This is a genomic window from Pseudomonas sp. C7.1, from assembly GCF_056312395.1.
On sequence record NZ_JBWDTL010000001.1, the window covers coordinates 98,496 to 111,274 of the forward strand.

The 12,779-nt window shown below is 53.1% G+C and carries 22 protein-coding genes; 1 reads left to right on the top strand and 21 read right to left on the bottom strand.

What is annotated here, in order from left to right; translation table 11 throughout:
- Positions 1-241 precede the first annotated feature (241 nt).
- The 3 genes from AC0T4W_RS00500 to AC0T4W_RS00510 form a co-directional block, all read right to left on the bottom strand.
- Positions 242-625 carry a hypothetical protein gene (locus tag AC0T4W_RS00500; protein WP_476314647.1) on the bottom strand — a complete coding sequence of 128 codons (384 nt, stop codon included), beginning with the start codon at positions 623-625 and terminating at the stop codon, positions 242-244.
- A gap of 1,122 nt (positions 626-1,747) precedes the next feature.
- On the bottom strand, positions 1,748-2,944 hold the full coding sequence (locus AC0T4W_RS00505; RefSeq protein ID WP_476314650.1) for a replication protein: 1,197 nt from the start codon (positions 2,942-2,944) through the stop codon (positions 1,748-1,750).
- 171 nt (positions 2,945-3,115) lie between these two features.
- Complete coding sequence (locus tag AC0T4W_RS00510) at positions 3,116-3,535, bottom strand: hypothetical protein (RefSeq protein ID WP_476314653.1); 420 nt, start codon at positions 3,533-3,535, stop codon at positions 3,116-3,118.
- A gap of 168 nt (positions 3,536-3,703) precedes the next feature.
- On the opposite strand from AC0T4W_RS00510, the gene AC0T4W_RS00515 reads away from it, so the two are divergent.
- Complete coding sequence (locus AC0T4W_RS00515) at positions 3,704-4,060, top strand: hypothetical protein (protein WP_476314656.1); 357 nt, start codon at positions 3,704-3,706, stop codon at positions 4,058-4,060.
- A gap of 41 nt (positions 4,061-4,101) precedes the next feature.
- Here the strand turns inward: AC0T4W_RS00515 and AC0T4W_RS00520 are convergent, their stop codons facing one another.
- The 18 genes from AC0T4W_RS00520 to AC0T4W_RS00605 all read right to left on the bottom strand — a co-directional run bounded on the left by AC0T4W_RS00520 (position 4,102) and on the right by AC0T4W_RS00605 (position 12,632).
- Entirely contained in the window at positions 4,102-4,608 is a 507-nt protein-coding gene (locus tag AC0T4W_RS00520) for a hypothetical protein (RefSeq protein ID WP_476314659.1), read from the bottom strand.
- A gap of 178 nt (positions 4,609-4,786) precedes the next feature.
- Positions 4,787-5,269, bottom strand: coding sequence for a hypothetical protein (locus tag AC0T4W_RS00525; RefSeq protein WP_476314662.1), 483 nt, complete (start codon positions 5,267-5,269; stop codon positions 4,787-4,789).
- A gap of 7 nt (positions 5,270-5,276) precedes the next feature.
- Positions 5,277-5,888 carry a hypothetical protein gene (locus AC0T4W_RS00530; RefSeq protein WP_476314665.1) on the bottom strand — a complete coding sequence of 204 codons (612 nt, stop codon included), beginning with the start codon at positions 5,886-5,888 and terminating at the stop codon, positions 5,277-5,279.
- The gene (locus AC0T4W_RS00535; protein WP_476314668.1) at positions 5,888-6,139 is read right to left on the bottom strand and encodes a hypothetical protein; all 252 of its coding nucleotides are present in this window, start codon (positions 6,137-6,139) and stop codon (positions 5,888-5,890) included. Before AC0T4W_RS00535 ends, AC0T4W_RS00530 begins: the two co-directional genes overlap by 1 nt.
- 95 nt (positions 6,140-6,234) lie before the next feature.
- Positions 6,235-6,435 (bottom strand): hypothetical protein, encoded by a 201-nt coding sequence (locus AC0T4W_RS00540; RefSeq protein ID WP_476314671.1) that lies wholly within the window; start codon positions 6,433-6,435, stop codon positions 6,235-6,237.
- A 23-nt stretch (positions 6,436-6,458) separates the two neighbouring features.
- On the bottom strand, positions 6,459-6,836 hold the full coding sequence (locus AC0T4W_RS00545; protein ID WP_476314674.1) for a helix-turn-helix domain-containing protein: 378 nt from the start codon (positions 6,834-6,836) through the stop codon (positions 6,459-6,461).
- Positions 6,833-6,955, bottom strand: a complete 123-nt coding sequence (locus AC0T4W_RS00550) for a hypothetical protein (RefSeq protein WP_476314677.1) — start codon at positions 6,953-6,955, stop codon at positions 6,833-6,835. Before AC0T4W_RS00550 ends, AC0T4W_RS00545 begins: the two co-directional genes overlap by 4 nt.
- Complete coding sequence (locus AC0T4W_RS00555) at positions 6,952-7,632, bottom strand: hypothetical protein (protein ID WP_476314680.1); 681 nt, start codon at positions 7,630-7,632, stop codon at positions 6,952-6,954. The genes AC0T4W_RS00550 and AC0T4W_RS00555 overlap by 4 nt, the downstream gene beginning before the upstream one ends.
- A gap of 133 nt (positions 7,633-7,765) precedes the next feature.
- On the bottom strand, positions 7,766-8,143 hold the full coding sequence (locus AC0T4W_RS00560; protein WP_476314683.1) for a hypothetical protein: 378 nt from the start codon (positions 8,141-8,143) through the stop codon (positions 7,766-7,768).
- 114 nt (positions 8,144-8,257) lie between these two features.
- Positions 8,258-8,836: a hypothetical protein gene (locus tag AC0T4W_RS00565; protein ID WP_476314686.1), complete on the bottom strand. Its 579-nt coding sequence runs from the start codon at positions 8,834-8,836 to the stop codon at positions 8,258-8,260.
- A 32-nt stretch (positions 8,837-8,868) separates the two neighbouring features.
- Entirely contained in the window at positions 8,869-9,246 is a 378-nt protein-coding gene (locus AC0T4W_RS00570) for a response regulator (protein ID WP_476314689.1), read from the bottom strand.
- Positions 9,247-9,334: 88 nt separating this feature from the next.
- Positions 9,335-9,610, bottom strand: coding sequence for a DUF7740 domain-containing protein (locus AC0T4W_RS00575; RefSeq protein ID WP_476314692.1), 276 nt, complete (start codon positions 9,608-9,610; stop codon positions 9,335-9,337).
- A 19-nt stretch (positions 9,611-9,629) separates the two neighbouring features.
- The gene (locus AC0T4W_RS00580; protein ID WP_476314695.1) at positions 9,630-9,974 is read right to left on the bottom strand and encodes a hypothetical protein; all 345 of its coding nucleotides are present in this window, start codon (positions 9,972-9,974) and stop codon (positions 9,630-9,632) included.
- 61 nt (positions 9,975-10,035) lie between these two features.
- Positions 10,036-10,803, bottom strand: a complete 768-nt coding sequence (locus AC0T4W_RS00585) for a tetratricopeptide repeat protein (RefSeq protein WP_476314698.1) — start codon at positions 10,801-10,803, stop codon at positions 10,036-10,038.
- A gap of 444 nt (positions 10,804-11,247) precedes the next feature.
- Positions 11,248-11,565, bottom strand: a complete 318-nt coding sequence (locus AC0T4W_RS00590) for a hypothetical protein (protein ID WP_476314701.1) — start codon at positions 11,563-11,565, stop codon at positions 11,248-11,250.
- Between the two features lie 214 nt (positions 11,566-11,779).
- Positions 11,780-11,935: a hypothetical protein gene (locus tag AC0T4W_RS00595; protein WP_476314703.1), complete on the bottom strand. Its 156-nt coding sequence runs from the start codon at positions 11,933-11,935 to the stop codon at positions 11,780-11,782.
- A gap of 41 nt (positions 11,936-11,976) precedes the next feature.
- Positions 11,977-12,225, bottom strand: coding sequence for a YheU family protein (locus AC0T4W_RS00600; protein WP_476314706.1), 249 nt, complete (start codon positions 12,223-12,225; stop codon positions 11,977-11,979).
- A 56-nt stretch (positions 12,226-12,281) separates the two neighbouring features.
- Complete coding sequence (locus AC0T4W_RS00605) at positions 12,282-12,632, bottom strand: hypothetical protein (RefSeq protein ID WP_476314709.1); 351 nt, start codon at positions 12,630-12,632, stop codon at positions 12,282-12,284.
- Positions 12,633-12,779: the final 147 nt, after the last annotated feature.

Sequence of the window (12,779 nt, forward strand, 5' to 3'; positions counted from 1 at the left end):
TCCTCAGCAACAAGCGGCCCACAGTCGATCAATCCTATGCTTGGGGGCTCTGGCAGGTTAATCACCAGCTCCACACCAGGAATGGCAGAAACCAGTAGGTCAATTACAGCCCGTAGTTCATCCCGTCTTTCAGCCGCGCAGGGTTGAGCGAGCAGATGGCATGTGTTCTCGATCGAAACCTGAATTTCTTCTGAGGACGGCTTCTCTGATGAAAGCCAGGCTTGTGCCTCTTGAAGAGGGCTCACTCGGTACGCCCCAATGAATTGCCGAATTGGCTTTTCAGCTGCTGGAATCGAGCTCGCTTTTCGTCTTCATTCAGGACTTCTGGCACCCCATCCGCGATAAGTGGACTTGTATCTAAAGCCGGTTGAGAGGTTGTGTCCGCTTGACCGCGAACGGCTGAGGGCTGGGTGGGTTCACTGAGTAGATCGTCAAGCTGCCCCCCAGCGCTGACATACCCGGTAGCGAGCACTTCCAGAGTTGCTTCCGCCTCCGAAATGTCGGCAACAGTTTCAGCATCAATTTTTGCCTGCATGGCGTTGAATGCATCCTTGATCACCATAAGCGCGCGTGGCTCAGAGTTAAGCCATGTGGATGCGCGCTGTGAAAGGGTAGGGGTTGGCATTGGATTGGCTCCTTAAATTGACAGAACCATTTGAACGTCCAAGGGCGCGTGTCACCACCCCTAAAATGACAAGAGAAAATAAACGTAGATAGAAGAAAAAGAAGAAAGAAGAAGAGATGCATGGAACCCAGTAAACATGCGGCTTTGAGGTGTAGCTTGACTCACGCTACCCAAGTGATCTGACTCGGCAAACCCCACATCTGTGGATAACTCCGGCACCTTGCAAAGCAGTTGAGCTCTCCGAACCCCACTACTTAGGAATGTTCTGCTCACTGAACCCCAGTACATCCCATGCACCTGACTCGCTATACCCCACCATGGCCGTTCTGGATTTCACCCAGGATGCGTGCAGATGGCGTACAGAAAATGAACTACTCGCCATACCCCAGCAGGAAAACTCGGTAAACCCTACTGAACCGGCTCTTCAAACCCCAGTACCGGGATTTAGAACAAAGCATCGGTTGAGAGGCCATTGTGGCCCACCCAGATGGTGATGCCCGCTGAACCATAGAGCCAACTCATCAAACCCCAGTAAGAAAACTCGCCATACCCTACTAGAGGCGATCATCGTGACCATGGTGCTGTAGCTGCAACTGGTCATTCCCTTCCAGTTAGATGCTCCCCTATGCCCAATGCCGATATCGAAACCGGGATGTGGCTTTGATGAGCGCCAGCTCGCCATACCCCAGTATTAATTGGCGCTACTTGCCGACGCCTCGCTATACCCCACTGGATAACTCACCAAACCCCACTACATTTGGGTCCACTCCGACCATCTGCCTGTCTCGCAGGAGGCTGCTTCGCCACATCCAGGCTGGTTCTTTACTGGGGTATGTCGAGCCAGGTTAGTGGGGTTTGATGAGTCACCTGGTGCAGAAGCCAATGCATTTGCATGCTTGTCATGCCTGAACACCTGTAGATCACGTTTTTAGTTCTTGGTGGGCACTGACGCGCGGCTGCACAAAAGTCGCCACTGTGGGGCAGGGGAATTTAGTGGGGTATGCCGAGTCAAGAAGCGAATGAAACGACAGAGCTATCCTTGCGATAGGCCTGTTGGAAGTTGGTGCCGCTTGCTTTAGAGGCGCGACCCGATTCGATGTGGCAAATGTGGGCGGACGCTGTTTATGCGTCTGAACTCAGTCGAGCCGGGCGAACAAGTCGTCGCTTGGCCGCTCCAGTCGATGCCTGGATCACAGAGGACACAAATCGATTTGTCGGATAGAACGAAAAGAGATAGTCAGCATAGCCGTTGCCTTTCGACGCCTTTACAGCGGATATCTCAGGGCTTGGTTTGAGGATACGGTGCGCTACAAGCTCCTTCACTGCTTCATCGAGCTTTCGATAGTCGTTGTGCAAACGACTCGCCGGCTCACGAGCCAGAATGTTCTTGATGAAGTCCATCAAGCTAAGGCGAAATGCTACATCCTCACTGGCGTTCGTCCACACCAGGGACAGATGTCGCAGAAGATGGCGTGAATAGACCGATGCGAGACTCATATCAATTCCATATTGATAAAGCCTGAATTGGCCCTGACTGATCTTGAGGCTGATGAGGGGGTGTAATTCCACCTGACAGCGAGCCTGATCTGTTCCGGCCATCTCTGGCCTGTAATAAGGGCTCTTCTTGCTGGGGCTGCGTATGTCGAGGCTGTTAAGGTAGCCGCTGGTCATATCGATGGTCGCACCGTCTCGATCGGCAGTAACTATCTGGATACGAGAGTGGGTGAGAATGTGCAGCGCCTCGCGAATCTCCGTGTACTTGTAATCATGACCAAACTCCGCAAGCTCCTTCTTGAGCTCATAGAGAGTGAACGAAACTACGCAGCGCCCGGCACTCTGCACTGAGCTGTGAGTGGATATTTTCCGTATGGCCTTTTCGACAAATTCTTCGCGAACACCAGGGAAAATACCAACCGTTTTAGTTTGAGAGATTCGACCTTCCTCTCCCTTGAGCTTCATCACCTTTTGTAGCGTGGCAGCTGTCACGGTTACCTGGTAACTCACGTCCCGGATGGAACCGTTACAGGTACGTACCATCGCGTCAAAATGACCGTCCGGAACCATCTTCTGATCAAAGAACCGTGGCACGGCGTCAAACGTATCGACGAGGTTGCCCAGGAACTGTTCATTGTCAGGAATTAGGTACGAAGTATGCGGCCCCCTTTCTGTCGATTGCGTCAGAAGCGCCGGCTCACTTACGACCTTGATCTCTCGCAACGCAGGGCTTCTTGCTGGTCCTTTTCGAGTCCGTGGTTTCTGCGGCTTAACCGATACCGGATGTCCGAGAAGATCGGTTTCTTCCATACCGAGGGCTGTCATGATGAAACCTTTACAGAGTGCGGTTGACGGCAGTGGATGCGCGATCCTGGTAGGCATTTCACCAATGCCAAGGGCCGATAGAATTTGACGGTATGCTCCGGGTGGCCATCCCGAGCCTTGACGACAAAGAGTGGCAGGGGATTAGTAGCCCAGAGCGCGGGCGCTCCCATATCAATGCGCAGGCTGAGCATTTTTCACCAGTGCTTCGAGCACGCGGTACTGGCAATCGGTAATCCCAAGGTCGCTCTCCAGAAGGCCGTTCATTTGCGTGATCAGTTGATGTCGCTGGGACAGTTTGTTCTGGAATTCGGGGATATCTAGGTATTGCTGCGATTCGATTTCCACCTGGTTACTGCAAACCGAAAAGCCTCCCTCCAGCTTGAATGCGCCAAGTGCCCTAGCGGCGCCGGTGATGGAGAAAGCGGCTGGGTCTGAAAGGTGACTGTTCATCAGACCTGCCTTAAACCGCTCAATATCATCAAAAGTGGTGGGCATGCTTTCGTGCCTAATCTTCGAATAGCCCGCAACGGCGACTGCCAGTAGAGCGATCGCTGCTATGCCGGTGATCAACAGGGTTGGGGCGTTACGCATAACTCACCTCAGAAAACATGAACACACAGCATATCGACCAAAAAAACGATCCAACCGAATTGGGGTGCGAAAACGAGCAGTACGTTTTCGCACCCCCAATCGGTGGTGATCATTGGCCTCGCTAGCTAAGGTGGATGGCCACACGTTTCCGATGGGAGAGACCAGATCATGCGTATAAATCGACAGCTTGGGCTTGTTCCAATCGCAGTAGCAGCAATGGCCTTGGCCGCCTGTTCTGAGCGATGGATTCAGGAGCCAAGCCCCCAGGTGAAGAGCTTGGTCAACGATCTTCAACTTGAAGGCTATGAATGCACAGCGCGGACTTCGGACATAAAGTGCGTCCAGGCGGAGCCGAATCGAGAGCGACAGTCGGCCAAATGCGACTCCAAAAATGGTTGCGTGGCGCAGGCTGATCATCTGCTTTTCAACATCTACTACCTCAAGCAGGCAGGAAATGGCATTCCTGAAATCAAGCACGAGGTTGATCGGCGCGTTGACAACAAGTTCTTCGGCATGTCGAAGTAATTTCGACTCAAGCCGCCTCGTAACAGCCTGGTCCCGAACTGTCATGCCGCGATCAACTGTTGTAGCGATGCATCGCTAGGCAGTTGTTCAATCACAGGGGTTTGTGAACCAAAAAGTTGAACCGAGCGCTCAACGCCGAGCAGGGTCGAGGTGTTTGATCCCCCCCCGATGGGCGCCAGGGTCAGGAGAATGCTGAGGCACTTGATCCCTGCAACGCTGCCCATCTCGTTGTTGCAGCTATATCGAATGGAGACTCGATTTGGGGCCGCAGGGGTAAGCGCCCCAGAGTAGGCCTTGCCGAGCTGTTTTGACGTAATCTCAAAAACTGGAGTCGCAACTGCGGCGATCCATGAAGCAGCTGCGCGGTGCCGCGAGTCGATAGTGCTCAGATGGTATTCAGCAAGGCTCAGTCGCGTAGCCAGCCGATCACTTGGACTCACCTGGTTGGCTTGCTTGAGCCTGGCGATCTTGGCCGCCAACTGGGTAGCTTCTGCATCCCGCGCGGCAAGACTCTCCTGATATGCAGAGAGCAAGGTCGAAATCTTCATAGTCCCCTCAATGCAGCTTTCGCTGCGTACAGACCGAGCCCAATCGGGTCACCACCTGCATAGTTACTCAGCGCTCTTTGACGCTAAGGAAAACGGCGAACGCCCCATTTGGGGCGCCTGACAGTCATATTCTTCCTACTCATAGCTCGCTGCAATACAGCGATCGTCGATGTGTGCCTTATTGCTTACCAGTGGGCTCTGCCTCCTGCTCAGTACGGGCAGCCATCTGCTCAAAATGCTTACTCAGCCCCGGTAAGGCTAGTAGAGGCGCATACGTCTTTCTTTGCAGCGCCGGATGCTGGAATTCTCCGTAAACCATCATTGAATTAGACGGCTTCCAGCTGTTAGCAAAAACAGTCACGGATGTAACCATCACCGCATATTCGGCCGGTTGAATCGAGCAAGCCCCGTTGCTTTTAACAACGTCAAACATGCGCTCAAAAAATGCTGTTGGCTCTGTGCTCTCAGGAGGTTGAGTGGTCTTTACAAACCTTGTGGACTCGTAGAGCAAGAACAGTGATTCTGGATTCGAGCAGATGACGGTATTTGGCAGCAGTGAGGTAGAAATTGGCTCATCAAAAACAACAACCTCCGCTGCGAATGTCGCTGTGCTACATGCTGTGGCAGTGAGTAATGCAACGACCTTTAACAAGTTTTTCATGGGGTTCTCAGATGAGTGGTAAGCCGCATGTCGGCTTGAATGCAACGAATTGGCCTGAGGTGCAGCGATACACCGTGGTCAGAACGTCATGCTCTTCCAGTGCCTGATCTGCGGCAACGAAAGGACTATTCGAAATTGGCAGGCGCAACCATTCATGTCCGGACCCACTTCTCCGCCAAACCTTCACAGACTTTGATATCTGTTGATCGTCTTCGAAGTACACGAGGATTGCGGAGTAAAACTTGCCGGCCAGGCCTGCCATGTGTGTTTCGGCTGATGTGTTTAGGACGATGCTTCGGTAACCAGGATCGCCAAGCTTGGCTATGGATTCAACGATCAAATGACCGCTGGCCCCGGATGGAAAGAACAAAAGCTGATCTGGCTCTGACGGGGCTTTCAGATCGTATGGCGTCAAGCCGGACGGCAATGCGAGTTGGAATGGGAGCAGCGAATCACCGTTGAATGGTGGCGCGAGCGGCCGGCAAAATAAGGTGAGCAAACCAGAATCAACTGCAAGTTCCAATCGCGTCCATCCGTTTTGTTGGCCTGCTATTGCTGGGTGAAGGCCTGAATCGGCCAGCAGCCCAAGCAGGGTCTCAACTGAACTACATTTTTCCATTAGGAATAGTCCTCAGCATCGGTAGCCAATGTGTTTTTGGCCAACAACACAGATGTAATGTCGGAGCTCGTTTCAGCAATTTTGGTTAAAGCCCCACGCAAGGCTTCGATTCTGCCTTCATCAAAGTCAGATGTTCGGTCTGCTGAGGCCGATGCGGCGGCTGAAACCGCCGCAATAACTTCACCGATCGGCAGAGTTTCAGGCAGTTCATGGCAATCGAGATGTCTCTTCAAAAATTCCTTTGCGTTCACTGTTGGTCGATTCCGTGGGCTACAAGCAAGCAGGGTATTCCCCCGGCTAGGCAATTCAACTCCTGGGGGGGAAAAACTGAGCTTTGATCCATTTATCAATGGATGCAGATCAGGCCGGCTGTCTCGCTCGTTTCGAGGTCAATTACTTCAAAGCCGATGCCATGGTTTGACGCTGCATCCTCAACAGCATGCACGTGGTAACCCGATAGGTGGTCCAGGGCATATTGGATAACAGCTACACAGATATCACCTTGATACTGAACGGTAGGGGCCTTTGGATGGCTGAGGGTGTGCATAGAAACCTCGGTGAGTTGAGTTGTTACCACGTTGATGTATGTCGAACTACAAGCCCTCTGAGGGCCAGGCCTGCCCAGGCAGGAGGTTCACCTGCCTCGTATCTCCCAATAGTTGCGCGCGATACATTGAGAGCTTCTGCAAGTTCTTCCTGAGAAATGCCCAGTGCCTTCCTTATCCGGATCATGTCAGCGGCAGTGAGTGGGTTAACTGCGCCATCTACAACCATGGAAAGCGCAAACCCATGGCAGGCAAGTCCAGCCCACGCCGGGGGACTTTTCTCCCAGACTCTGTAAGTGGTCTCTGAAACTCCGAATACCTCGGCGATAGCATTCTGGGAAAGCTTCAAGCGTTTACGAAACCCATGGAGCGGGGATTTTAGTGGGGCCTGGCGCTTCTTCATTCGGAACGCTCCTGCAAAGTTTGCAGGGGCAGGCTGAAATGCCCGGTTTGTTGACTTACAGCTTTTGGCGCGAAGAAATTATCTTGCGTCAGAATCGGAATCATCAGGCGCCGGCTCATGCTGAGAGCTCCTGAACTCCAGAAATAACGCGTAATGCAAGCTTCACAGCCATTCCAGCTTGTGCCTTACTTACTGGAATGGGGTTTGTGGAGCTGGCTTGGGCCGACGCAACCATTAATGCCAGAGATGCCCCAAGCTTCTTTACGTCCCCGTCACTGTCGTCAGCAAAACGGAATGCCGAGTATTCCGCCTTGATGTCCATCTTCCCGGTCGTGCTCTCCAGGATGATCAACAGGCCTGTCTTACTTGGCTTAACTGTGATGGCGAGATCAGCCACCTTGGTCGCGGCGGTAAGTTTGTCGATGGACTTCCTCGACAATTTTTCAGCCCCGATTTCCAGTGTTCGTGTCTTTATGTACTCGGCGCCTCGATCAGGGAGCAAAGGAATTGGGGCGTAGCGGTATCCAGGTCGGCGGAGTCCCTGTCTGGAGTTTTCGCTATTGAAGAGTTCGACATGCCCCATCGAGAGGGCGCGATCAATGACAGCCTTCCAATTGGTCATACCCATGGAGAAAACTCGGTCATCGACAATGCGTTCGGACAGTGCTTGTCCTGCGTCGCGCCGGCGTACCTGTGGGCGAGGTTTTACTCCCGAGGTTCCGTTAAGGGTATTGCGATCGAAAGTCGCCGGCGCTGCCGGCAGTGAAAATAGATGGAGTTGATTGGTCTGGTTCATGGATGACTCCTTCGTTTGATGGAGTCAGTTAAAAGCCGGTCAGGGGTGTGTCAGATGCCCCTCAGGAAGAAAGGATGCCGTGCAGCATCCAGGTTGGGATTTGATGTCGGCTTATCGCCGGTGTCACGAAAGACTAATTCATTGCCGATTCAGGCTTCCCGCCCAGGTGGTCCAGGATGAAAAGCGCACGTAACGCTTCTGCTGTTGTTTGATCGTTGCTATATGCCCGCATAAACGACTCGATCAAAGTTCTCAAAAGGAAACCTGTGTCCTGATTCTTGATAATTGTCATCGAGCAAAAGGATTCAAGGAGGGGAGCGGGGACCAGTTCCAAAAAATCTGTGCCAACCTGGTCCGCAACACTGTTGAGAACAATGGTTAACGCGTCGAACTCATCATCGTCCTCGTCTGCCAGGTCAGGAGGATATACATGCATTTCTGTGGCATCGGCAGCACGAAGCTCAGCAATAATCTTGCCGATCCTCAGCTTGCGGGCTTCCGGGGTAGTCATAGGCACGTACTCTTCTGGCCGCCACTGGACTGAGGCGAACGGGGAATCAGATGGATTCCCTATTTTAAGCCATACAACAAAGACTCGTGGCATTACTGATGCAACGGGTTGGGACTATGTTGTTGCCCAGGTTTGAATAGCTGCCCGCTGGATGTCTGTTAAGGCGGCCCATGCGGAGCGTGCATCTGTCCCTTGCAGCATGTCAGGCCGGCATAAAGCCAACCCAATCATGCACGAGCTGGTGAGGCTGCCACCAAAGAGTGAAGGGTCCAGTGAGGCAGCTTGGATGAGTCTCACGTTGCTTTCTATATCGCTCTGATCAAAGGCGTGAGCCACCCCATGCTGGCGCGCACCATACATTTCCCAGGTCGGTGGGAAATAGAAGCCTGGGTTTGTATGGGGGTTAAGAACATCTGAAACATGAGCGATTCGGCCGCAATGGATGGTGATCCAGTGAATTTGCACCTGCGCGCCGCCAATTTCCTTCGCCCAGATTCGCATTGCGCCACTGCCATCTTGTGTAACGAATGAGAACTGACAACCATGCTCATGGCGGTGCAGTGCCCCCTCACCATCAAAATGGTAAGTAAACCCTGACTCACCACCATCATCTGCCATCCAGACTCTGGATTTCAGATCAGCAGGGATAGAAGGGCATTGATCATGGAAAGTGACTTGGGTGTCCTGCGGCATGAAAAAGTCCTTGGCTCTCTGAGCAAGATGTTTCATCTGGCGTAGAGTTTGATCGCGTCGTGAATAACGTCCTTCGAGAACGGTTTGGTGATGTACTGAGTTGCCCCAACCGCTTCGCCACGAGCGATGTCAAACATACCGTCCTTGCTTGAAAGCAGAATGATCGGCGTTTCCTTAAATTGGGGTTTATTGCGAATCAGTTGGATTGTTTGGTAGCCGTTAAGTCGCGGCATCATGATGTCAATCAGAAACAACTGCGGATTGAAATCCAAGGCCTGCGCAATGCAGTCAAAACCATCGGTGCAGCATTTGACTTCGCACCCGGCCTCAACGAGGTAATCCGATCCGGCTTTGCGTATAGAGGTTGAATCGTCAACGAGCATTACTCGTAACGAGGGGAGGGAGGACATGGTGGTTAGCCTCGGAAGAATGAACTGACGGTTTACCAGTGTCCGTCAGACCATGCCACCGATTGGGCTGATAAAACTGCTTTCCTGTTCAAGCACGATCTTCTTCGGCAAGCGCTTGGGTATGGCGGTCGGTCAAGCCAGAGCGCGCTTGCTCGCCCAGAAGGCCGGAGGCATATTTCAGTGGACTGGGTGCTGATATGATCTGGTAGATCATATGCCGCTCATTGCGGGCTATGGTCTTTACCATCTTTTTGCACAACGCGGTCACAGCTTTATCGGTGCCCTTTAGTTCAACACATAGGGCCAGGCAGGTCGTGAAGTGGTGGAAGGGCTTGTCGTGGCGAAGTGGCTTGTGCTTTTTCATGGGAGAACCTGTGCGGCTGTCAGCCAAAAATGCGCTGTTGTGCGGAGCACGAAGTCCAGCGCATGCTGACTTGGCCAAGCTTACCCTGCGCCATATCAATCGACCCGCTGATCAAATGATCCAATGGGATTTCGTTTTTCTCGCAAACCCTTGCCACCAGGGCCGGTAAAATTCGGTCGATAAAGCGTTCTGTTCCACAGCTGCTGTAGCGGACCATTTTAAAGCGGTTGTCGCACCCTGCGGGCTCAACCACTTCTGCCCAATTGTGCTCGGGCCAGCCGGTTAGCTGGACCATCGTGCAGGGAGAGAAGCGGTGGGCTGGAATAGCGGAACGGAAGTTGGGATAGAGGACATTGGAGAGCATGGGTGTTTCCTGCTGAAAGCTGATGTCTCTATGCTGATCCAAGTCATGCCGTGTCACATGTCTAGCGACTCACGACCTCAACGATATCGGCAATGCACTTGTCCATACGTCCTGGGGCAGCGCGATCAGAAATAACTCTTGCTCCCTCCAAGCTTCGCACCTCTGCCCTTGCCTTGGTCAGCCCCAGTTGCGCAGCAGCGCTGTACCAGCAATACGATTCGAACTCTGGCTCTACAGACGGAAATTTTCGAGTAGAGACCTTTAACGCGTAGGTGAAAATAGCTTCAAGGTCTCCTTGGAAGGCTTGTGTCTTGGTTGCCTCTGCCGAAAGGTCCGCTTTTGATCCCTGGCGTGAAGGCGTTGGGCTCGATGCCGAAGCAGGGTTCATAGCTATGGCCTGCTGCGCAACTGCTTGGGCATCTGCATGGTTGCCTTGCCTCGCGAGCAGTGTAGCTAGAGCATTTGATGATTCAGCATCACCCATCGCAGAGGCGCGCCGCAGTATCTGCTCTCCTTTTGCAGGATCATTGAGGTAGGGCTTGCGGAGGTTGGATAGGAGTTGGCCGTATTCGCGCATGGCGCGGACGCTTGTCTCAGAGGCCTGCTCTAGCAATAAAATTCCGTACTCGCGTTCTTCGGTGACCCCATTCCCTGTCAGGTACATCAAGCCCAACACACGAGCTGACTCCATATGTCCTAGACCATGGGCCATTGTGAGGTACACAACGGCTTGTTCTGTGCTTTGGGGGAGCAGCGAGCCTTCCTGGTACACCTTGGCCATCTCATACAAGGCATCCCCACTGCCCATCCTACCGGCTTGTTCCAGCATGCCGACCTTCCCCGGTCCATCTCCGGCCGATCCCAAACGCATTGCTTCGTCAAAGGCCAGGTCAGCCTCCCTTTTTTCAGGCTTTGGTGGAGTGGATGTCGCTATGTCAACGGGTTGGATACTGATCAGTGGGGGGGGGGTGGTCACACCAATAGCAATCGCACTGAGTTCTGAGCTCGGCGGGGGAGTCGGCTTGATCGGTGTAGCCTGCTCAGTGGGCCGTGGACTACTGACACCGAGTTGTCGCGGTTTGCTATGCCCGGTGGTGGATGTGTCATCGAACGGGTTTCTGGTTGGCACCTCAGGCGAAGTTGAGCAGCCTGCAAGTACCAGTGAGAGGGCGAGTGAGATTACATAAACCGGTTGCATGGGAGTTCCTAGCATTTGAACTCCCACAGGATTGCAGAAACCCTCTGAGCCGCAACCGCTTACGGGGGCAAAAAGCTATTCCCGGTCGATCCGCGATTTGCTAGGGCGGTAATCTTTGACGCTTTGAGTAAGACCTGGATATTCATCAAGGCTCTCCGCCGGCGCCGAAGGCTGACCGCAATTGGTAGCAACATCGCCGTCCGTTGCCAGCAGCTTGGCAACTTCTTCTTGATAGGCATCGCTGCGCTTTTTAGGCCGGTACTTCCGTCGTTCGGGAAGCGGCTCAGCGGCGTACAGAATTGGGAGGTCGGGGCTTTGCTTTAGCGTGCGCTCGTACACTTCTTCAAGTTGGGCGCGGAGCTCTGCTTTGGTCGGCGATCCGTTGTTTGCCATCGGTATGTACAGTTCCTCTATGGAATAGGCTTAACTAGGTTGGTTCGGAGATGGTTGTGGCTCAAATCTCATCTGGCAGCAGAATAGTTGTTACCTGGTGGCCAGGGTCTGTTTTGATCAAAACGCGAGCGGTAGAGTCACCTGGCAATGCCACGTCGTATCGCCCATAAACAGCTTCTTTACGCGCCACAGCCGCTTCGTTCCTTTCCTTGTCTTAATCATCAAGGATGCCCCAATCACGAGCAATAAAGCGTGTCAACAACTCCATAGCTCGGGTCAAGGCAACATCCTTGGACTGGTATAGCTCCATGTATCCGTGGGAAAGCATCAGTTGCCCGGTCTGGACATCCTTTTGGGTTGCTCTTGCCATGACGGCCCCTCCTATTTTCATTTTAAAGGCAGACACGAAACTCAGTTGCCATCCCCTAGCCAGTCTCGAATATCGGACTCACCGACTTCGTGACGGGCGACCAAGCAGCAACACTGGTGCTCTACGTTGAAGGTTACGAAAATCTTCTTCTCGTTGAGCAGCCTCCGGACTTGCTGAACACGCTGTGCCTCCGTGAGATCGCAACCATTATCGGTTCCATCACGAGAGGCAAAGTCCTCAAGTAGGTTCTGGAGGGTGCTTGGGTCGAGTTGGTCATGCGGAATCAGCATTTGGGATGGCCACCAGCTTATTGTGTGGTGACCATCTTCCACTCGGTGTCGGGGTGTCAGATGCCCCGGCAATGGTTCAGGAATGACTGGATCATGTCATGGTCTTTCCGGGCATCAACCAGGAAGCCAAAAAAAGCGCCGGCTTCCTTCGGATGATAAGCAAACCCAATCTGGTCAGCCTGTTCCAAGGCATTAATCAGCGGAGGGGTAGGGCTAATGCGAGCAAGGATGTAATCGCCTTGAACCTGTGGGCGCGCACGCAGTTGCGGGGATGTAATCGGGATGAATTTGTTATCAATCCTCAGAGAATAACTGACCGCATCAGCCGCAATTCGATCGGTGTTGGTCCCCGCATCGTAGAGTGCAGAAAGACTTGCCGTTCCACCTTTGGCACACGAGACCAGCACCTTTCCTGTGCCGAGCCAGGTTTCCTGCTGGCCCTTTAATGTTGGCGCTGATGGAAAATTGACCCACCCTGCCGATTGAAATTTGACCCAGGGCGGATTGCTGATTTCTGCATCAGCAACTGTGGATAAGTCTATCAGCGCAGCTGC